Origin of the sequence: Paenibacillus hubeiensis (assembly GCF_032334105.1) — a bacterium.
In the GTDB taxonomy this organism is placed as follows: domain Bacteria; phylum Bacillota; class Bacilli; order Paenibacillales; family Paenibacillaceae; genus Paenibacillus; species Paenibacillus hubeiensis.
In genome coordinates, this window is the sequence record NZ_JAVYAE020000001.1 from 241,902 (window position 1) to 262,317 (window position 20,416).

The following is a 20,416-nucleotide window of genomic DNA, read 5'->3' on the forward strand; positions in this document are numbered from 1 at the left end:
ACAATGGAAATGGATAAAACGCCATCGTTCTGATAGAATGTTCGAAGATGATAAACAGGAAGGAAGAGTATCTTGAGAAAAATGATCGTTCTATGTTGTACCATCCTCGTTGCATGGCTGACACTCGCACCATTGAGTGCAGAAGCGGCCACGGATCCAAAAGCGTTACTGAAAAAGAAATATCCTAGTGAAACAGTGACCCTGTTAAAATCCGCAGATTTGAACGGGGACAATAAAAAAGAGCATTTTATGCTGACGGCATCCGGCAACTTTTATCTCGTTAACGCCAAGGGAACGGTCGTGCTAATCGATACCGATATTGTTGGTGACGAAGAATTTGAATCCCCGAGTATACATATCTATCAAGCTTCTAAAAAAGAAAAACATGTAGCCGTTACATTTGGTTACTTTCCGTCTAACACGCAACTGTACGCCTATAAATATAAAAATGGCACCTTGCAGAAAAAGCTCTCTGTGATGGGAGATCAAGGGGTTGATATCCAAAAAGACGGGAAGATCAAGCAATCCTGGAAAAAGTACCTGCCCGAGGGCGGATGGAATTTGGCGGCAGCCACATACACATGGAATGCTACAAAAGATAAATATATCGCAGCCGGACAAATACCGTAATTTCATTCTTTGTAACTGCTGCGTGTCTAACAAATCGTAAAAAAGGATGGGTTTCGCACCCATCCTTTTTAATGTTCAATGTCACGAACGCTGTACCCGGAAACCCTCGCCGCTTGTCAATCGAATTTTGCGCGTGCCGGGACATCCGCCATTTTCGACTGGAGCTCCTGCTGCTCCTGCTGCCGCAGCTGCTTCAACGCTTTGTGAATCCAGATGGCTGCAATGGCGCCTTCGCCCATCGCAACGGTAGCCTGTTCCGCATGGATGCCGAGGTCCCCTGCAATCCACACCTGCGGCGCAGCTTGCATGCTCCTCGGGTCAGCATGGACATGATCGTTGTCCGCGATTTTCGCACCCAATTGGCGGGCCAGACCGGAGTGAACCTGATTGCCGCCGAAGGCGACAAAACCGCGCTCTGCGTCAAAATGCTGCCCGTCCTCCGTCACCACGCCTTGAATCCATCCATCTCCCGCATGCCGAACCTCCTTTACCGCAGCCTCCAGGTATCGAACGCCAGCCTGCTTCATGCTCCGATGCAATTCAGCGGAGATCGGCATCTGTTCATGGTTAATATACATCAGCTCACGCGTACGCTCAATGAGCGTCAACGCCATGCTCGCCCCGGGCTCCCCGGATCCCATCAGAATCGTTCGGCGGTTCTGTATTTCGTATCCGTCGCAGTCCGGGCAGACATACACCGACTTGCCCAGCGTGGCCGTGATTCCGGAAATGTCGGGTATTCGATCCGAAAGGCCTGTGGCAAGCAGCACGGCAGAGGCCGTGTATTGGCGTCCCGCAGAACCTGCAAGCCATATCCGTTCCCCTCGCCGTTCGGCGCGGACAATGCGGTCCTGTTCGAAAAGAACGCCTGTCCGTTCCGCCTGCATTCTGCCTTTGGCTCTTAATTCGGCGCCCGAGACACCTTCGGGAAAACCAATGATGTTATGATAAGAACGGCAGCGCGATGAACGCCCTTGGCCGTCATCCACGACCAACACTTTATGGACGCTGTACCGTCCCAATTGTATGGCTGCCTGCAATCCTGCAATGCCGCCACCCACGATGATGCAATCTGCATCCCGCATGATTCTCTCCTCCAATCACTCTGCACGCTGTTATATATTTTACACCAAACGAAAACAACCCAAACGCCCCGATGATTCAAGGTTCGTTCAGGTTGCTTCATCGCTTTTATAAATGAATATGGATTAGAACCGATAGGATTCGAAGCGAATTGCATTGGAGATGGCCTTCCATACATCCTCGGTTTCCCCACCCATGTACCAATACGCCAAACCCGCAATGCCGCGCTCGCTGATCATGCCGGTTTTGACCGAAAGGGAACGCGCCTCTTCCGCCCAGATCGCCCTGGACGTGCCGTTTGCGACATATTTGAGCACATATTGCCAAACGTCGTCATCCCAATGTTTCGTCGTGCCTGCGGTACGCGACCTGCTCCCTTGTTCGCCAAGCGTGATGTCCCATGAACCCGTGGCAGGCGTAAGCAGTGACCAATCTCGCGTATAAAGCGGCAATGCCACAATGATTTTGGCGCTGTCCATCTGCGAAAGCATCGTGTCCAATGCCTGTTCGAGCCAGGACAGCGAGGCCACGGAGCCAGCGTTGGGAGAACCGTTCCAATGCTCTTCATAACCCATCAGGATCATGTAATCGGCGACTTCGCCCAAAGCGGCATAATCGAAAGCTTCTGTCCAATCCGTGCCCAGGTCAGGGGAAACGTCAACAGAAACGACAGCTCCTGCCGCGTGCAGCGAAGCGGTTAACGCAGTAATAAATACGGTCATGTTGGCACGGTCTTCGGGCAGCACATTTTCAAAATCAACGTTGATGCCTTCCAAACCGTATTGTTTCACGTACGCCGTAATTTGGGAAATCACGAAATTCCGGTTGGTCGCGCTGGACAGCATCTGATGGGTTAACGCTGCATTCGAACGGTTGCCGAGCAGCGGCCATACCTGGCGTCCCGTTGCCTCTGCCCAATTCAAAAGCGAGGAATCCGTCTGATTGGTCAGCTGCATGCTGCCATTCAGGAAAAACCATCGCGGAACCAGCGTGTTGACGGGAGATCGGGCGACTTGCTGCTTGAATTCGGACGTTGTGGAATCATATTGCCACCCCAATTGAATGCCCTCCGAGACGGTACCCTTCAATTGGCTGTACCACACCGGCTTCTGCAATACGGCGGACAGCATCATCGCCGCCTCTTCCCTGGTAACCTTGTCCTTCGGACGGAACAAGCCGTCGCTGCCTTGCATCAATCCCAGCACATAAACATTTTGCACATAGGGCCGCGCCCAATCGGAAATGCTCGCAGCATCCTTGTATAGCGCATTCAGCGAAGCGCTGGACGTGGACTGCCGTTTAAGCATTCTGGACAGCAATGCCGCCGCTTCTTCGCGGGTAATGGAAGCACCGGGCTGAAAAGTCCCTTGTCCTTTTCCTTCCAATATGGACAAATTCGTCATGGCGGCCACGCTGCCGTAGTACCATGCGCTTTTGCTGATATCGCTGTAAGGGTTAATGTCGTTGCTCACGGGCTCCAACCCGAGCAAGCGAACTGCAAATGCGGCAAACTCCGCGCGGCTGACCGCTTTTTTCGGTTCAAAACGCGTGCTGGATGTGCCTGTCGCAATGCCTTCGCTTACGAGCAAATCGATCGCTTCCTTCGCATAGCTGTTGGCGGTATCCGTAAAAAAGGTCTTGGCAGCCGCAGCTTGCACGCTCGGTGCCCAACCCGTAAAAGTGGATATGGACATGGAAAATACGCCCAGCAGGGCTATCGCCGTCCGGGTCCATCGCCGGACTTGCTTTATCGGTTGTTCGTTCACATGCAAAAGCCTCGCTTCAATGGTTTACGATCTTGTATCATCGTATCAGATTGAAGCGAGGCCGTATGTGTGTAAATGTTGGTAATGATTCAAATCCGCGCCAAAGCCGTTAGCGGCTTCATCCGTGGCTTAGTTGTATACTTTTACGCGCTCTTCGATCGGTTGGAACTCTTTATCGCCAGGGGTAGCTGTCGGTTTGCCAAACGGCATTTGCGCGATCAGTCTCCAATGCTCCGGAATGTTCCATTCTTGTTTAACCTTTTCGTCGATCAGCGGGTTGTAGTGCTGCAAGCTGGCGCCGAGTCCTTCTTCTTCCAACGCCGTCCAGATCACCAGTTGAAGCATGCCGTTGGATTGGTTCGCCCAAATCGGAAAATTGTCCGCATAAGAGGCGAAGTTTTGTTGAAGCTGAGCGATGACATTGTTGTCCTCGAAGTACAGTACGGTACCGTATCCTGCGCGGAACGAGGCCATTTTCTCCGCAGTCGATTGGAATGCTTCTTCGTTGCCGACTACTTCGCGCAAAATTTCTTCCGTATGGTTCCACAATTTATCATGCTGCTCACCGAGCAGCACAACTGCGCGGGACGTCTGAGAGTTGAACGAAGTTGGCGTGTATTTCACGGCTTCTTCAACGATTTCCTGAATTCGTGCATCCGAAATGGTGGATTCTTTGCTAATGCCATAAAACGATCTTCTTTTTTTCAAAGCGTCAATAAACGTGGTCACTATCCATTCGCCTCCCAAAATTTTCATTATGCTCTCTTGGTAACTATAATATAGTAACGAACGTTAGTCAATAAGCTATATTATTTTACCTTGGATTTAAATCCAATGTTACATCGAGTTGCATTCAATGGATTACCTTCTGGATTATAACCATTATCGCTTGCGATAATCCGCGCGGTATTTCTCCTCGGTAGACGAATTGGCCTTGGTCGCGTCCTTGTCCTGTTCCTCCTGCTGCTCCATGTTCAGATCCTCAAGGGGGATTGGGTCTACCGTCTGCTCCTCCTCGAACCGGTCCAGCATATGTCGTTCCTCCGTTGGGAACTGCTCCGGATTATCATGGTTAGCCTGCTGCGGGGATTCCTGCCGTAATTTCGATGGTTCATGCTTCATGCGAAACGCCTCCTCTAAAGTGTTACCCATTCTTTACCTTTTCTTTCCGCGATCTAAACACGGCAAATAAGCCATCCGCATATGCGAATGGCTCGGTTACGGCAAATGGTATTAACGACTCGTGTCTGCTTCGTTTAAGGTCAGTCGGGCTTCGAAAATCGTACCGCGATCTTCCGGAGCCATTCCTCGAACCCAAATGCCGTTATCCACAACGGCGCTTCTTTCCACGACGACTTGTTCATGCATGCGCACCTCGCGATGGTACGATATTTGCAAACGCCGGATTCCGGTTTCCAGCTCTTCCGTCGTGAGCGTATCGCAACAAAGATCAGCATAACGGGCATTGTTCATATGACCGTTGCTGTCCGTGCTGCTATATCGAACTTCAAATCGATCGGCTTCCCATGTTTGCAGCGAATCCGGCAATGATACCTTCGCAGGAATGTCGCCAAGCGATCGGGCGGGATGCGATCGAACTTCGAAGGGCAGCGCCGTTGGACGCAGCAGCTTTCGTTTCTGCATATCGACCAGTGCCCAAGTGGTGCGTGCTTCCGCAATGACGTTTTCCTGGTTGTCGGACAACACAAAATCCCGCAGCCACATCACCCCTTTATTGCCTTTATGCCAAGTCTGAAGCGAAACCTCTTCCTCCAGCCGCGCCGGACGAAGTATCGTCAGATCCGTGGTCAGCAGCATCCAGCCCAGACCCTGCGCCAGCATTTCGGACACGGTGATGCCCATGGAAGAGAGATCCCCGTCTGCGGCCAACTGCATATGTTCGAGCAGCGCCGATGGACGATAGAGCGACATGTAATCCGAATCGGCTGAGCCGATCCGATATGCGCGGGTGTACAATGATTCCGTTGGCACGGAGCTCCCTCCTTTTACGATTTAATGTTGCGTGTTCGGATGTCCGCCTTGTCCCGATCAGCAAATCACGCCATATCTTGACCGCCTTGGATGCGAGTGCGGTACAGATCGGGCGTGCAGCCCACCGATTGTTTGAACATCCGGCTGAAATGGGACAACCGTTTGAAGCCGGATAAACGACTTACCTCCGTAACGCTAATTTCGGGGTCAAGCTGAAAAAGCAGCTTTGCCTGATTGATGCGGCGATCGAACACGTATTTGAAGACGGTGCTGCCCGTCATCTCTTTGAACAGTCCTGCCAGATAAGGCTTGGACAGATGCAATTCGCCCGCCAGATCATCCAGGCCGATATCGTCCATGTAATGGATGTCAATGTAACGCAGGATGTGCTGGACGTGCTTTTCCTTTTCCGAGGAAGGACGGTGCTCCTTCAGACTGCTCCGGCAAAGGTCGGCCACAAAATATAACAGATCGCAGAGCCGAATGTTCAATCGTTCCTGTCGGAAGCTGCCCTTACCTGACAACATTCGATGAAATTCAAACAACAGCCCTTCAAATTCCGTGCGTTCTTCGCCTTGCAGGTTCAGGCGGCAATTGCCGAGTTCCTCAAAAGGTTGAAGCACCTCAAAGGCCCGATCGGGATGCAAGCTGCCGCGAATGACGGATGGGTCGAAATGCAGCGTCGTCCGTTCATAGGTCGTATCCGGCATTGGATGCGGACGATGCAGCGTCATGCCGTGCATGAGCACCAGATCGCCCGGCGCCAAAACATACACGCGGTCTCCGATAATGTATGTGCACTCCCCTGCGTGGAAGTAGTATACCTCGTATTGGGGATGGGAGTGAAATCCGTCTTCGACCGGCAAATATGCCGTGGTGGAACGGTAATTGTATTGCAGCGAAGCTCCGATTTTCAGTATGCGCGGCATGCAGAACACCTCCTGTTGGAAGGATGGGACCGTTGCCAGAAATAAAGACCATGAGACGTCATCCGCATAACGGTGCATATCATGGCCCTATTTTTGGAGACTGCGACGAAATAAAGTACAGCTAATTTCCCGCAGCTCCTTCGTGGCGGTATCCGGTTACGGCAAAACCCGTTCAATGCTGGATTCGATCTCTTCCATCGTGGCTATAGGCTCGAATCGTTGAATGACGCGTCCTTCGGCATCGATCAGGAATTTGGTGAAATTCCATTTGATGGCGTCGCCAAGCAGCCATTCCGGCGCCTTGTCGGCAACCATCAGCTTCAGCAGCTTCGCCTGGATGTCCGATTCGTCGAATCCGGCAAAGGGACCTGCCTTTTTGAGAAAATCGTACAACGGGTGTGCCGTCTCCCCATTCACGTCGATCTTCGCGAACATCGGGAATTTGACGCCATAATTGATCTGGCAGAAGGATGCCGCCTCCTCGCTTGTTCCCGGCTCCTGCTCCGCAAATTGGTTGCATGGAAAACCGATGATCTGCAGCCCTTGGTCCTTGTACTTGTCGTACAGCTTTTGCATATCGTCGAACTGATGCGTATATTTGCATTTGCTTGCCGTGTTGACGATCAGGACGGGCTTGCCCTCGTATTGATAGAGCGGGAACCGTTCTCCGCTCGTTTTGGTAACGCTGAAGTCATAAATGGTTGCCATAGGTGCACCTCGCGATTTTATGTAAGTTGATTTGTTTCAACATCTAGTGTGCATCCATTATATACGAAATCTATCCTCTTGTATTGGTTAAGATAAAACGAGGTACTTATCATTCTGTCAGAATGTCACTCTACTACTTTAATGTTAATAACAAACTTCTGTGTGGCAAATATGTGATCTCTAAGACCTTCGTCCGGTCATGCAAGGAACTATCGCTCTTTGTGTTGATCAATTCAATATTATTTAATTCAATGGTCTGTTGCCTCATCTTTTTGCCCATAGAACCAATGTAATCCGGAACACCCTGTGGTTGTTTTGTAGTCCTTCAAATAATATGCCTTCAAGTCCAGTACACCTGCAGACGCCTCCGGATACATTAGTATAATTACCACGACTCCTACAACAACGAACAGAACTCTACAGCAGACTCTTTTAAATTTATTACCTATTTGTCTCAGTGAGAGAAATAAGCCCGAAACCGTGAACACTATTCCAAATGCAATTCCAAATAGACGTGTGTAAAACCATGCAGGGAAAAATCCAAAAAACATGTTGGCTAAAAAAAATGGCAAAGCAATTGAAAATACAATAATAGTGCTGAGTATTCGCTCCCGGTTATGCTTGTACCTCTTCATGTGTATAAAAATCTGCCCCCTACCCTCCAAAATCCAATAAAAGTTATTATGAATTCGCCTCCCAGACGGAATGATGGGATGAGTTTCATTGCACGGTCGTGAACTACCCCCGACGGGAACGCATAGCCTTGACCTGCTTAAGGGATGGATCGTTAATCAGGCTTTGGTACTCGTCTGATTCGATGGCGTATAGAGCGACCTTTCCTTGTTCGTTATGATGTATGCCCCATCCGTATCGTTTGCCCAATGAAGAGGTCCGCAGACAGGGCTGGCCTTTAGAAAAGAACCTTTCGCGTTCCTCCTGCCGGTCTGCTTCAGGGATCCCGTTACGCCTCGCATGGACTTCGAACAAAACGTCCATCTGCGTATACTCGTACGGATGATTGGCCATGATTTCGTAGTGGAGCACCGGAACGGTTTTGCTGCCTTTTTTGGCCTGCGGAATTTCTGCTGCGGCAACGGGACAGTCTTCGGCTACGCCGATAAACGTATTGTATTCGTTCATATCTTTCATCCTTAAAATCCCCTCCCTTATGGACCTTATGGACCTTATGGACGTTTTCGCTCTCTCCACTCCTGCTCAAGGATACCCATTTCCCATAGACTCCAGTATTCGTTATGATGCCTTCTTGCATCGCGAATCAGCCCTTCTTTCGTGAAGCCTGCCCGCTCATAACACTTGATGGCGCTATGATTAAAATCGAATACGCCAAGGCTGATGCGATGCAGTCCCAGCTCGTCGAACCCGATGCGTAATGCTTCCGTGATCATCTGCACTCCGAATCCTTTGCCTCTGGCGGAAGATCCGCCGATCAGCACTTTGCCGATTCGAGCCGAACGGTTATAGCGATCGATGGCCCCGAGCGAAATATGCCCAATGGTATCTCCTGTTTCGGAGTCCACTACTTTATAAATCAGCTTGTCGGACTCTTGAAAGTCATTGGCGCCCTGCATGTAAGTCAGCAGCTGCTCTTCCGTTAGCGGATATTGAAACTGCGGTCCGGCCCATTGCAGCAAAAAGGCTTCGTCTCCGCTCCATTCGATCAATTGGGTTATATCGTTCGTCGTAAAATATTCGAGTCTGATCATTGCATCTCTTCCTTTTCAACTATTTTTCGTCAATCGGCTGATGTTCGCTTGCACCGCCTCCACGCGAATATCATTCATGGCCTCAAGCTCCGTGGCCGGGCAAGCAACAACAATGATTTCGAGGCCGAAACGGTCCAACGTCAAATAATAAAAGGCCATTTGAAGGCCCCGAATAACATTGTCGTCCCGATCTTCACGCACAATCATTTCGTAAACGTACGCTTCTCTGCTGTCTTTTCCATAACGCAAAGCGATATGATAATCAAAAAACTTCTCGGTACTCTTGCTGCCAGCATGACAAATGATTGGAAAATCACATTTCGCGAAACGTTCAACCAGTTGATCGGCTTCCGGAATAGCAAACCTTTGGCTCTCACAATCCGGATAAAACATTCCCTCCCGAACGACGTGATGGTAAGCATAACGAGCCACATTGTCCCGAAATCCCGCTAACATGTCTTCCCGCAGCAATACAGGATGAATCAAACTTTGCACCTCCAATCCCGTTTTCGCTTAATTCCAACAGGCCCCAGTTTAGACAGTATACGAAGAGAGGGCGTCATGCTAGATATCCGTTGTTCCAGGCTCCCAGCCTGCCTGCTGACTCCATAAGCTTGCTTTGCGCATAATTTCCCAGATGATCGGCTCCTTCGCCGTGACGTATCGCTCCCGTTCATGACGGTATAATTCGCTTAACCTGTATTTTTCCCGAGCATAGCACTGACTGTCTTGCGGATGTACCCGCAAATAATCCCGGAACAGCAGTGCACACTGCTCTGACCAGCTGCCTGCTTTTCGAACATGGATATGCGTTCTTCTCATGCTGCCGCTTTCCCGAAAATAACGCTTCGTTTGATCCGGATTATTCTCCCGATGCATGTACCCAAGCTGCTCTAAAAAAGGTTTCCAATCCAGCTTATCCAACGAACGCACCGAAATCTGAATATCAATGATCGGCTTGGCATCCAGGCCAGGTATTGAAGTAGAACCGATATGATCGATCCGGATGGCACTTTCCCCCATGCTTGCGCGGATCCGCCTGCCTATTTCCATACACTCGTTTGCCCAGCAAGGATCATGGGGCACCACTATAATGGCCTCCTGCACATCCTGACCTCCCGTCTCCCGATCTTGCCCAAGCTTACGCGAAAGCGCACTCATGGTACAAGAAATCATATATTTACACCATTATACACGGGAAAATGAATGCTGAAGCGAAAGATTTGTATAACACTCCAATTCGCTCGCAAAATCCAAATCTTTTTCGGTCATTTGGCAGAGAGTCACACGGTCCCCTTCAATCTTTATTTCGTCCTCCCCTTTCCTTCATTTCCTGCCGCAGTCTCCTGCCGCTCTGCCCCAACCGCCCCTGTGCATTGTCGCCGCTGAGCAACCCAAGCCAAGTCCGTATTATCACGCAATCTCACCAGCTTGTTCTCGTATCGTTTCAGTTTGGTTTCGAAGCTGTCGCGGTTTTGCTCGAATTCTCTTGTCCATCTGTACATCATTCGCAGCATCGTCAGATCGGGGGTGTAGTTTGCTTTCTCGATCCCGAACCTTTGCTTCGCAAAGCGGAGGAAAATCCTGATTTTCCGTTTCCATAACGGGGGGTCCAAAAAAATAATCGTGTCCGCCATATCATACAGTGGCTGATAGGAGGCACGATCCGTTCCTTCCAAAATCCATGTTCCCTGTTTGTTAATATCATGAATGACGTTCATCTGTTCTTCCGGCGTTCTCTTGATCCTTCCACTTTCCGTCTGGTGGTGGACGATGGCATCCAATTCATGCCAAGGGATGTTTATGTGCTGCGACAATGTTCTGGCTAATGTTGTTTTTCCACTGGCAACGATGCCGATGATTAGAATTTTTTTCATATTTTCCATTGCATTAGTCCCTTCGTTGTCTACATCAGTGTTTGCCCAACCTGAAACTGATAAATTTAACTACTCCCAAAAATCTATATAAAACGCACTAATCAATCACACAGGCCACTGCGAGTGCAGTACCATCTTCCGATCGCCAGTTATTCCCAGATTTTTTTTGATTCCCCCTTTTTAAGGAGAAAATCCGGTGATAAACGCGAACGCTTCGCTTCTCCAGATTGGTTCTGCCTCTCTGTTAACATGTGTATGTTTTTTGCGGTTTATATAATTCTTCAACCCAGTGATGACCTCTCTTCATTTAAACTGGAATTAGGATAAAAAGTCACTATTCCTTTACAATTAGTAGAACCATCATCTGATCTTATAAATCCAAATCAAGTTTATGTGGTTGACGCAGGAACACTGACCTTAAAGCCTCCTGCAACTAACGTTCAATATTCAATTTCACTTAATGTACCTGCTACTTCTTTTTTGGGAGATATGAGAATAACAGACATTACCTCGGGACTCAGCTTAGGGATAACACCTGTCTTCGGATTAAGCGGGTCCGTCCCTTATAGCCCAATGAAGGGATACATTTATTTTATTCTACTTATTTAGACGGAGTAGCTTATTTTCTAACCGTACCAGTTGCTAAAACAGTATTCAACTATATGACATGGTAGGTTAATCCAAGATCTAATTGAACTAATAGGCTAACTTAACCTTGGATGAACTAAAATAAGCGATAGTAGAATAAGATCCCACTATCGCTTATTTGTATTCAGGGTTTACATACATAATGAAGAAATAATGTGGTGGTCGCTAAATTATAACGTTTCTCAAATGATAGAGTTTCCGGATTTTCGAGGAAATGGTGAACATCTTGTTTTTCTAATTTTGAAAAAAGAGCTAGTGAATCCACAGAAAAATTCAAATGATGAATTAAATGGTCTATTACTCCCCTGACTCTTTCGTTAGACTCTATTCTTTCAAAACCCACGGATAGCAAAACTATAAATTGCTGAAATTCTGAAATCATAACTTGGGAATAATTCGTTTTATCTAAAGAGTCATTTAATAAATCCAAAATCATATCCTCGCTACAATTAGACATCTTACTTAAAGTTTGCGTTGAGAGTTTGTAAGTAGTCATTACCTTTTCTAAGAGCTCATTAAAAGGTTCGCCATTTGAATTACTTGAATTTATTATAAGCAACGCTATTCCCTCCTAAATCTTATCAGTAGTTCCGGGCGGCAAGAGCTTAAAATATATACTTTAAAGCCTCTAACAAATAGCTCTGGAATGAATCCCCATTGATACATATTTCATCTTCCGATCACATTCCAAATTTCGTGATACGACCTTTTAACCAAATACCAGTTACATAGCCCAATGCTTTAATTCTGGATTAAGTTCTCTATGTCGAAAGAAAAGATACCCTTTTTTAAAATTCGAATTATTCTGTTTCAGATAGTGGAGGCCGTCATACAAATCTTCTCGTCAGTCACGCTCCACCGTACCAAAGGAGATTTTGAAATTAGGTGCATATGTCAGCCACGAATCCGCATTGAATGTCCTCCCAAAGTTAGCTTCCGACTCGTATTCGTCTCTGGCCTCATGTTCATTTAATCCCCTGGCAAGCAGATTGTTCACGACCTGTTCCAGTTCCCCGGGATGTTGTCCCAATCCCTCTTCCCGCAGCGCTTGATACAGAAGTTCTTTACGGTCCGCATCCATGTTTTGATCCAAAAAGTTTACTTTGTCGCTGACTCGGCACTCCACCTTCTTTAACCCAAGCTGACTTAACATCACTGGCAGAGCCATGCCGATATTTCCACCCTTGAGCGTGCGCCGTTCGTCTTCTTCATACAACTTTTGCAGAACGCCCAAACGAACGATGCTGCTCTGATCTACGCCATCCATATAACAATTGGCCATACTGCCGATCCAGTGTGGTTCGAAGCAAATCAATTTTCCGTTATTCCGTACGCTGTCCATCATTTTGCGAACAATCCTGGCAGGTTCGGTCATATGTAACAAAAACGCATGGCTTACGGCAATATCGTACTTTGGCTCCAGCTGCACTTCATCGATATCACACGTTATAAACGTTGCATCATAGTCTAAATGCGAGTAAATTTCCTCAGCCTCGCGAATCAGTTCTGTTCCTTTGTCCATGCCGGTATACGTGCTTCCTTGCGGCATAAGCGGAAGAAGCTTCAAACCGAGATAACCGTAACCGCATCCAAAATCTACGATGTTAACCGGTTTATCGATTTTCCATACGCTTTTCACCAAAAATTCCAGATAATCGTCATTGTAGTACAGCCAGCGCGTGTTCCTCAAATATTCGATCTTGGTATCCCAGTAATACTCGGTCATGGTTCTTTTCCTCCTTTTGCTTGCAACATGCCTTATTTTTGTTCTTTTTAGGCGAACGCTCCGCTTCTCCAGATTCTTTCTGCCCTCTCCGTTATCGTGTAAATGTCTGGTTCAACCTATATAGCCGAAATATTTCCTGAGAAATAAACCGCTAAGCTCTATAGACCCAAATCAAAAATCCCTTGCGACGAACTGCGATTTCCAATTATCCTTTCACTGCATCATTCCTATACTGCTCGAAATAGTGGTGTCCCTTCCTATGGATCTCGCGCAATACCGTTTTGGCTTGATTCATGCTGCCAATGATCATCACACATTTGTTTGAAGGTTGTTGTTTTAATTTTTCGATAATGGCAGGGCGTTTGTCTCTGCGAAAATTCCACCCGTTCTTGATAAAAGGCCAATCAATGGATTCGGGGCAACCCTCATTCAAGTCGGGTCTCGTTTTGCCATGATATTGAATTCTGCGTTTAATGACGCGATAGGTTGTGATGATCGGCGATAAGTCAAAGAAAATGATGACATCTGCCGCTTTCATTCGGATATCCATCGTTCTTCCAAAATGTCCGTCGATAATCCAGTTTTCTTTGGCAACCAATTGTTTGTTGAACTCTTCCCATTCTTCTCGGGGCGTTTCAACCCAGCCAGGCTTCCAGTAATACAGGTCCAAGTGATGTACGGGCAAACCCAATCCTTTCCCCAGTTCCCGAGAAAACGTCGACTTCCCCGATCCGCTGGAACCAATGACCATGATTTTCATTTCGCTCACCTCGGTGACAACGTGAATTTTTGTACCTCATGGGCTGTATGTAAAAAGTGTACGATTTCGTTCTCTGCATCCAGCGACATCTGAACTCATCCAGCCAAAAACCAGCTCTGGCAAACCAATCGGTTTATCCATTAAACACATCTTCACAAATCCGGTTCCAAAAATTCCGCCCGATGATCCAATATGTACTCATTCATTTGTTGTATGGCGAGTGCTGAACATCGACTATACTTCTCGTGTAATTCGTTCACTTCATTCAAGAGAAAAGAGTCCCTCTCTAGATCCATTGGGCTGATCGTCTTGTTCAGCATGCTCCGTTCCTGTATGAAACGTTGGATCTCGTCCAACACTTCAATCAAGGCATCTGCTTTAAAAAATAGCATGGCTTGCCTGATCCGTTCCCAGGATTTCAGTTCATTGATATGGTGGGCAGAGAACCAATAAAACTCCATGCTCGTATCCGTGTGGTTATGGTAGGAATAAAATAAGTACAAGCCTTTCTGGGCTTCATTTAATTGATGATACATCTCCAGCTTGGTTTGCATATCTTTCCCGCGTACCGCGTGCAGCATCGGTTTAATACATAACCAGCTAAGCTCTACGCTTTCCAGTTCATTGGCATTCAGTGCAACTTTCATTGGATTCCCCCTTTAAAATAAGAACATATTGAAGAAGATAACGTTTAATAATCAACTTGCTTCAAATACGTAACCGCTTACTTCTTATCTCAAATATTTAATGAAATAATAGTGTTTGTGGTCTCGCGGTGCATTTTCGATTACGGCGATTGCTACAAATCCATTTTTCTCATAAAACTCCGGTGCTTGAAAACTAAACGTATTCAGTTGAATGAAAGTGCACTGTTCGGCTGCAGCCTGCCGTTCGGCTTCCTCCAGCAATTTTTGGCCAAGTCCCTGTCCCCGAAAACTCTCATCCACCCATAAGAAGTCAATCTCCATCCAGTTCCAGCAAATCGAACCGTTAAGTCCGGCTATGACTTCGCCTTTGTTATCCTTCACGCATAAGCAAACGTCCTCATATCTCCCGTCAGGAATATGCTTTGAATTAAATTCGATCAGCTTGTTTCTCACGAAACGGGCTTCCTCGCTTGTTCCTTTTACAATATGGGTAGCTTTGGACAACCTGGCCCACCTCCTTCGTTTACCGTTCTGCTTTGTCTCCCACGCGCTCCAAAATGATATTTACGATCTCCCCTGTGTCCAACGAATCCGTAATGATATGCTCCGCAAATTGTGGTTCACCAAGCGCCTTCAAACATTTCGGTGCCTGTTGATACGTCCAACCTCCAAGTGCATCTCCCCGTTTCGCCAAACGTTGGTGAATCGTTTCTTCCGAAGCAATCAAGGAGAAATGATATACATCCGCATCGAATTCTTTGAACCCATTGGAAATGTAATGAAAGTTAGCTTCTTTATAGATCGTCATTGGCACAATCAGGTGTTTGCCGTATTTACGCCGGATTTCCCTTGCCGTCTGTACCGTCATTACTCTCCAAAGCTCGATATCCTGAAAATCATCCGTACGTTCTTCCATAAGCCGCTGCTCTTCCGGTATAAGCTTTCTGAGCATATAACCGACTTCCTCCGGGTCAAAAATCATGCTGTTCGCGATTCTAGGCTGCAGCTGCGCTGCCGCCGAAGTTTTGCCGGAACCGAAAGCCCCATTAATCATGATAATCATGCCAACACTCCCGTACCGTCGATTTAGCGAAAACATCTATATTTTACCTTTATGCTCAATAACATACAAGGATTTTAATCCTATTGCCGCAACAATGACGACAACAAAAAAAGACTCTCTTTGAAAATATACAAGTAGAGAGTCTACGGTATTGAGCTGGACAAGGTTATACTTCGTACTGTTCTCGCCTTAACGTAAAATAGAGTAAGTTGTCTTTGAGAAAAGGCTCCTTCTTAAATCCCAACCTGGTTAGCAACTTCTGCGATTGGTCATTTTTTTGTTCCGTTGTTGCCTCGATATATTGCAGCTGCATGAGATCAACCCCCATCGGAATCAGTTCACGCAAAGCCTCTTGCATGATGCCTTTCCCCCAATAACGAGGCGCCAGATCGAACCCGATCTCGGCCCTTGTCCCATCCTGGTCCGTCATCCAGCAATGATAACCGCACGTACCAAGCAGCTCATCCTTTTCTTTGCTGAACAGACCGTACCGGCAACCCGAATCGTTGATGTGAAAAGCAATAATCTCCTCGGCTTCCGCGATGTCCTTACATGCTTCGATATCCATAAACTTCGTGACTAACGGATCAGAGAAATGGTTCAATATGGACGCTGCATCTTGAAGCGTCAGTTCCCGCAAGATCAATCTTTCCGTTTCCAGACGCGGGAATTCGATGACTCCGTTGTTCATGTTCTTCTTCCCCTCACGCCTGTTGTGCCTCTGCTTCTCAAGCGAATCTCATCATCTTGCCAAAAATAATTCGAGAAATCGATGTCCTTCATCCCTTGATTCCCCCATATTGTTAAAATCTCCAGACCAATTATCCGCCGTGGAAATCTCTCCTTGGATGGCTGCGGAGAATCCATGCTGCCGCGTCATGAATGTTTTCGGCAATATAATCCGGCTCAACCTCGTTCCATCGGTGCCTGTATTCCAACAGCGACGATTCGCCCCACCCCGTTTTGACCAGCACCTTGATTGCGCCAACCGCATGGGCTGCCAGCATATCCGTATCGCCGACATCTCCGATCACCACGCACTTTGACAGATCAAGGCCAAATTTAACCGCCGCTTCCTTGAGCATGCCTGGTTTCGGCTTCTTACAATCGCACTGATCCTGAGCACCGTGAGGACAGATGAAGGCATCGTCGAAGCCATACTGCTCGAATTGCGTTCTAAACTCCTCGAGCTTGGCTTGACCGCGCGAAATCCGATGCTGATTCGTAAACGCAAATACTTTGATTCCAGCTTGTTTCAGCATGTTAATGGCACCCTGGGCACCATCAAACAGGCTGAATTCCGTGGGATGAACAAAATGACCTGTCCCGCCGATCGTGCCGTCTCGGTCGATAAAAGCAGCTTGGATCCCCTGCATCATACTCCTCCTGCATCATTTTATTGAATTAAAAAACGGCTACAATCAAGCTTGTGACAAGCAGCAGCATCGCTACGGGTGCCCATATCCTTCGTTCCCATACGCTGGTTGTGATGATGTTCAGAAACGTTGACAAGGTGCAAAACGCGATAACAAACCACACAGCCGTTTCCGAGAAATCAGACCATTCCGGCAACCATAATCCCGCCTTGCTAAGTACGATGGAGCCAATGAAGCCGAGGACAAACATTTGTATGACTGCTGCGAAGCGCATCTGTGGCGGCAGTTTTCCGGGAAACTTGCCTCCCATGGCGCACTCTCCCCAAGGCATACCGAGAGCCAATGCCAATTGAAACAAAATCACGATCCCAATAAGGATCGAAAAGATGAATGAGGCGACTTGCACAACCATAATGAATGATCCCTCGCTTCCCACGGTCAAAGTATAAGGAGGACGTTTAAGCCAACCCACGATCATCTTTATTCTCTGTTCGCGTATTTGAGACACTCATGGTTCAGCGCGACATGGTTTATATGACGCCGAATTTGCGTAACGCGTAGTCAATCCCGCCTTCACTTGACTTTAAAGTGATAAAGTCCGCCTGCTGTTTCAAAGCATCATGCGCGTTGCCCATTGCAATCCCCAATCCTGCAGCTGCCAGCATATCCATGTCGTTGCCACCGTCCCCAAAAGCAATGGACTCTGAGGCATCAATTTGATAATGCTCCAGTACTTTTCGCATTGCCGTTGATTTGCAAACCTTCGTTTCTTCCAAAACGTTCAGCACGTAGCCGTGAAAACGTTCGAACCTTAATGTCGGAAAATGCTCGACGTACTTCCCCGTTTCATCCTCATCCGCATATAAACACATACAGCATACTTCGTCTACGAGAGAACCCATAGCATCGGGATACTGAGTGAGCCCTAACGTTTCAAATAAAGCTTCCTGCACCCGTTCATTTTGACGGCCCATGCCGTTCATGGCCAAACGATCCGTAAAATAGGAAAGGCCGCTGCCATTTAATTGGGCAAACTCCGATAGTTCACGAACCGTTTCCGGTGCAAGCAGTGATTGATGTATCGTTTCATGTTTACATTTGATCAGGGCCCCGTTCGCAGAAATGATGTTATCTATGCCCAACTCCAAAAATGGTTGGCACATATTATGGGGTCTGCCTGTAGCGATGACAACTTTAATGCCTTTGTCGATTAATGTTGTGACCGCTTCTTTCGTTGACGCTGCCAGACTTCGATCCACTTCGCTTAGCAGCGTTCCATCTACATCGAAAAAAACAATTTTATACATAAAAATGCAGTAAGCTCCTTTAGTTCAAATAAATAATATGTTCCACGTTGGTGTCCTCAGCTTCACAGCGTTTTTTGCAGCACCTGCTCTTCTTCGGGTATATACTTCAAGCTTTCATAGACGTGGATTGCGGCAGCATTCTCTTTGCCTGTCAACCTCGCCCTCCTTCCGGAGATTCAGCTTTATATTCCGTAAAACCCCAAGATCAGCTTGAACGCTTTCCGGTTTTTGCGAGCACGCTTAATGCCTTCTCTGGAATCTATGATCAACACGCTCGTACCGATCCATATCCTTAAATATACGGACTTTAAGCGAAAAGGAGCGGTAAATCCTTTTTGTTCGCTCTCCGTTCCATCCTCGTGTTCGAATTCCGTTCGAATGAACCAGCGATTTCCAAACCCGATCTCCATGTATTTCTTCAAAAGGTACTCTCCTTCAATGACAATTGGTAAATGATTTCGATGTTCATGGCTTCTTCCCAATTATCTTTGGTGACTGGAACGATGTGAATCAAACTCATTGTAGACTCCTTCTTTGCATTGTTTATACCATTTCCGAAGTTGGTTGATGTGCGCCTGATGATACCGGTTATGATCTGCCATATGCCACAGGCCCCAGCGGATCGTCGCCTGTTTTTCGTTCTCATGCCCAAATGTGACAACCCTGTCTAAATCGGCATCCACCAGCTTCTCACATGTTTCTTTTAACCAAAGCATGACTTCGGCATATTGTGCCAAGAGGACCTCCAAAGCTACTCCCGTAACCATCGGAAGCCTGTTATTTTCGTCGATCATAGGACCATGTTGCTCTTGAAGGGAGGACGGCAGGGGTTCTCCTTTTACCCGGTAAACCCAGTTCAAATCTACAACCATAATGTGTTTGATTAACTGAGCTGCACTATTATAATAACCATCGAGTCCTCTATAATCGATTTCTTCCTGGGACATGCCTTCCGTGATGGATCGCAACCGGTCGCTATTTTCCTTGACAGCGGAATACAACATGCCCACTACCGGCGTCATCCCGGCTTCACCTTGCAGATCGTGCAACATCCTGAAATCCCCCTAACTCCGATTTAAGTCCTCTCTCATTAACATTCACACACCATTAAGAGATTCCCGTCCGGATCTTCAAAGTTCAACCAATTGCGTTCAATCTGCGGCATAATGTTAACCTTCTTGGCAACGAGATAATCATATGCCGCTTGAATGTCTTTGGTATTAAAATGAAATGCGGGCGTCTTGAACACACGATCCTCTGCATAAATTTTGCTGTCCAAAATAAGGACAGGCCCTTTCATCGGCAGCATGTACAAATGTCCGTGCAGTATTTCCCCGTCTGCCTGCAATCCCAAAATATCGCAATACCAGTCACGCGAATGCTGCAAATCCTTCACCGGAATAAACACTGCACCGATCTCATTATGAATGGGAGACATAGGAATTCCTCCTTAATGGCCCGTTATAGGGCTGGATTGTCAAAGCCGTCTTCCATGATTATACATCCCTGTTTTCGGCGGCGTAAGCCCTCTTACTCAAGCTTCGTACGCCGTAAAATCGCATCTCCAATCGGTAACATATGCGGGAACATAACCTGCCCGGACACCCACTCGCTGTGAAGCGATATTGCTCGCAATGACATCGTAGGTCGGGACGCATCCCCGTTCTAACACCTCAAACGTCAATCGGTTGACCAGGTAGGCAGCAAGCCCATTGCGCGGTACCCCGGAAGCACATCGATGCCGAGCTGCCACAGCTTTTCCCCTGAATTGCTTGCTCCCGCTATACCAACAATGGAGCCGTTTTGCTTGGCTAACACAGCCAATACCGTTTGATAAGGGCAAGTCGGGTCATGAATCACGGCGTTATCGAATGCTGTCATCCCAGCCAAATCGCAAACTTCATCCATTTCAAGCACTTCGTATGTAAATGAATCCGGGGGTGACAAACGCTGCAGCGAATTCAGATCGGGAAGAAAATGCAAATACAACCCTCTGATAAAAGGCGATGAAAAAATATGATCCCGCGTTTTACCTTCCATATATGCTTTCGCTATGTTCAAGCGCTCCGGCGTTGCCGAGACAACAATCGTTTGCCCCATCGACAGTATTTCAAAATAGCGTGCATTTCGCCGAAACGGCCTGCGTCCCGGGTTTTCCTGGGCGTCCACATAAATAATGT

At 47.4% G+C, this 20,416-nt stretch carries 27 protein-coding genes; 1 reads left to right on the forward strand and 26 read right to left on the reverse strand.

Going from position 1 to position 20,416, the window contains the following annotated elements; all coding sequences use genetic code 11:
• The first annotated feature begins 72 nt into the window (after positions 1-72).
• A complete protein-coding gene (locus RSX24_RS01020; RefSeq protein WP_343259444.1) occupies positions 73-630 on the forward strand; it encodes a hypothetical protein in 558 nt (185 codons plus the stop codon).
• Between the two features lie 116 nt (positions 631-746).
• On the opposite strand, the gene RSX24_RS01025 is transcribed toward RSX24_RS01020, so the two are convergent.
• The 26 genes from RSX24_RS01025 to RSX24_RS01150 form a co-directional block, all read right to left on the reverse strand.
• Positions 747-1,715 carry an NAD(P)/FAD-dependent oxidoreductase gene (locus RSX24_RS01025; RefSeq protein ID WP_343259445.1) on the reverse strand — a complete coding sequence of 323 codons (969 nt, stop codon included), beginning with the start codon at positions 1,713-1,715 and terminating at the stop codon, positions 747-749.
• Between the two features lie 123 nt (positions 1,716-1,838).
• Complete coding sequence (locus RSX24_RS01030; protein WP_339277662.1) at positions 1,839-3,479, reverse strand: S-layer homology domain-containing protein; 1,641 nt, start codon at positions 3,477-3,479, stop codon at positions 1,839-1,841.
• A gap of 129 nt (positions 3,480-3,608) precedes the next feature.
• The gene (locus RSX24_RS01035) at positions 3,609-4,235 is read right to left on the reverse strand and encodes a nitroreductase family protein (protein ID WP_343259446.1); all 627 of its coding nucleotides are present in this window, start codon (positions 4,233-4,235) and stop codon (positions 3,609-3,611) included.
• A gap of 126 nt (positions 4,236-4,361) precedes the next feature.
• Positions 4,362-4,601 carry a YczO family protein gene (locus tag RSX24_RS01040; protein WP_236417341.1) on the reverse strand — a complete coding sequence of 80 codons (240 nt, stop codon included), beginning with the start codon at positions 4,599-4,601 and terminating at the stop codon, positions 4,362-4,364.
• A 111-nt stretch (positions 4,602-4,712) separates the two neighbouring features.
• Positions 4,713-5,471 carry an acyl-[acyl-carrier-protein] thioesterase gene (locus RSX24_RS01045; protein ID WP_343259447.1) on the reverse strand — a complete coding sequence of 253 codons (759 nt, stop codon included), beginning with the start codon at positions 5,469-5,471 and terminating at the stop codon, positions 4,713-4,715.
• Between the two features lie 65 nt (positions 5,472-5,536).
• Positions 5,537-6,400, reverse strand: coding sequence for an AraC family transcriptional regulator (locus RSX24_RS01050; RefSeq protein WP_236417337.1), 864 nt, complete (start codon positions 6,398-6,400; stop codon positions 5,537-5,539).
• A 156-nt stretch (positions 6,401-6,556) separates the two neighbouring features.
• The gene (locus RSX24_RS01055) at positions 6,557-7,108 is read right to left on the reverse strand and encodes a glutathione peroxidase (RefSeq protein WP_236417335.1); all 552 of its coding nucleotides are present in this window, start codon (positions 7,106-7,108) and stop codon (positions 6,557-6,559) included.
• Positions 7,109-7,846: 738 nt separating this feature from the next.
• On the reverse strand, positions 7,847-8,257 hold the full coding sequence (locus RSX24_RS01060; RefSeq protein WP_343259448.1) for a DUF6157 family protein: 411 nt from the start codon (positions 8,255-8,257) through the stop codon (positions 7,847-7,849).
• Positions 8,258-8,292: 35 nt separating this feature from the next.
• Positions 8,293-8,832 carry a GNAT family N-acetyltransferase gene (locus RSX24_RS01065; RefSeq protein ID WP_236417329.1) on the reverse strand — a complete coding sequence of 180 codons (540 nt, stop codon included), beginning with the start codon at positions 8,830-8,832 and terminating at the stop codon, positions 8,293-8,295.
• Positions 8,833-8,847: 15 nt separating this feature from the next.
• Complete coding sequence (locus RSX24_RS01070; protein WP_343259449.1) at positions 8,848-9,318, reverse strand: hypothetical protein; 471 nt, start codon at positions 9,316-9,318, stop codon at positions 8,848-8,850.
• Between the two features lie 78 nt (positions 9,319-9,396).
• On the reverse strand, positions 9,397-9,939 hold the full coding sequence (locus RSX24_RS01075) for a GrpB family protein (RefSeq protein ID WP_343259450.1): 543 nt from the start codon (positions 9,937-9,939) through the stop codon (positions 9,397-9,399).
• A 197-nt stretch (positions 9,940-10,136) separates the two neighbouring features.
• Positions 10,137-10,718: a P-loop NTPase family protein gene (locus RSX24_RS01080; RefSeq protein ID WP_343259451.1), complete on the reverse strand. Its 582-nt coding sequence runs from the start codon at positions 10,716-10,718 to the stop codon at positions 10,137-10,139.
• 763 nt (positions 10,719-11,481) lie between these two features.
• Positions 11,482-11,916 carry an HTH domain-containing protein gene (locus tag RSX24_RS01085; RefSeq protein WP_343259452.1) on the reverse strand — a complete coding sequence of 145 codons (435 nt, stop codon included), beginning with the start codon at positions 11,914-11,916 and terminating at the stop codon, positions 11,482-11,484.
• Positions 11,917-12,201: 285 nt separating this feature from the next.
• Positions 12,202-13,083: a class I SAM-dependent methyltransferase gene (locus RSX24_RS01090; RefSeq protein WP_343259453.1), complete on the reverse strand. Its 882-nt coding sequence runs from the start codon at positions 13,081-13,083 to the stop codon at positions 12,202-12,204.
• Between the two features lie 205 nt (positions 13,084-13,288).
• A complete protein-coding gene (locus RSX24_RS01095; RefSeq protein ID WP_343259454.1) occupies positions 13,289-13,843 on the reverse strand; it encodes a DNA topology modulation protein in 555 nt (184 codons plus the stop codon).
• A 152-nt stretch (positions 13,844-13,995) separates the two neighbouring features.
• Positions 13,996-14,490 carry a hypothetical protein gene (locus tag RSX24_RS01100; protein WP_343259455.1) on the reverse strand — a complete coding sequence of 165 codons (495 nt, stop codon included), beginning with the start codon at positions 14,488-14,490 and terminating at the stop codon, positions 13,996-13,998.
• An 84-nt stretch (positions 14,491-14,574) separates the two neighbouring features.
• Entirely contained in the window at positions 14,575-14,994 is a 420-nt protein-coding gene (locus RSX24_RS01105) for a GNAT family N-acetyltransferase (protein WP_343259456.1), read from the reverse strand.
• Positions 14,995-15,013: 19 nt separating this feature from the next.
• Complete coding sequence (locus RSX24_RS01110) at positions 15,014-15,553, reverse strand: AAA family ATPase (protein WP_343259457.1); 540 nt, start codon at positions 15,551-15,553, stop codon at positions 15,014-15,016.
• A 166-nt stretch (positions 15,554-15,719) separates the two neighbouring features.
• Positions 15,720-16,244, reverse strand: a complete 525-nt coding sequence (locus tag RSX24_RS01115; RefSeq protein WP_343259458.1) for a GNAT family N-acetyltransferase — start codon at positions 16,242-16,244, stop codon at positions 15,720-15,722.
• Positions 16,245-16,374: 130 nt separating this feature from the next.
• Positions 16,375-16,929 (reverse strand): HAD-IIIA family hydrolase, encoded by a 555-nt coding sequence (locus RSX24_RS01120; protein ID WP_343259459.1) that lies wholly within the window; start codon positions 16,927-16,929, stop codon positions 16,375-16,377.
• A 28-nt stretch (positions 16,930-16,957) separates the two neighbouring features.
• A complete protein-coding gene (locus RSX24_RS01125; RefSeq protein ID WP_343259460.1) occupies positions 16,958-17,239 on the reverse strand; it encodes a hypothetical protein in 282 nt (93 codons plus the stop codon).
• 220 nt (positions 17,240-17,459) lie between these two features.
• Complete coding sequence (locus RSX24_RS01130) at positions 17,460-18,236, reverse strand: Cof-type HAD-IIB family hydrolase (RefSeq protein ID WP_343259461.1); 777 nt, start codon at positions 18,234-18,236, stop codon at positions 17,460-17,462.
• A gap of 182 nt (positions 18,237-18,418) precedes the next feature.
• The gene (locus RSX24_RS01135; RefSeq protein ID WP_236417430.1) at positions 18,419-18,646 is read right to left on the reverse strand and encodes a DUF3977 family protein; all 228 of its coding nucleotides are present in this window, start codon (positions 18,644-18,646) and stop codon (positions 18,419-18,421) included.
• Between the two features lie 72 nt (positions 18,647-18,718).
• On the reverse strand, positions 18,719-19,288 hold the full coding sequence (locus RSX24_RS01140; RefSeq protein ID WP_236417309.1) for a DinB family protein: 570 nt from the start codon (positions 19,286-19,288) through the stop codon (positions 18,719-18,721).
• Positions 19,289-19,326: 38 nt separating this feature from the next.
• Entirely contained in the window at positions 19,327-19,674 is a 348-nt protein-coding gene (locus RSX24_RS01145; RefSeq protein WP_343259462.1) for a VOC family protein, read from the reverse strand.
• A gap of 242 nt (positions 19,675-19,916) precedes the next feature.
• A complete protein-coding gene (locus tag RSX24_RS01150; RefSeq protein ID WP_343259463.1) occupies positions 19,917-20,405 on the reverse strand; it encodes a hypothetical protein in 489 nt (162 codons plus the stop codon).
• Positions 20,406-20,416: the final 11 nt, after the last annotated feature.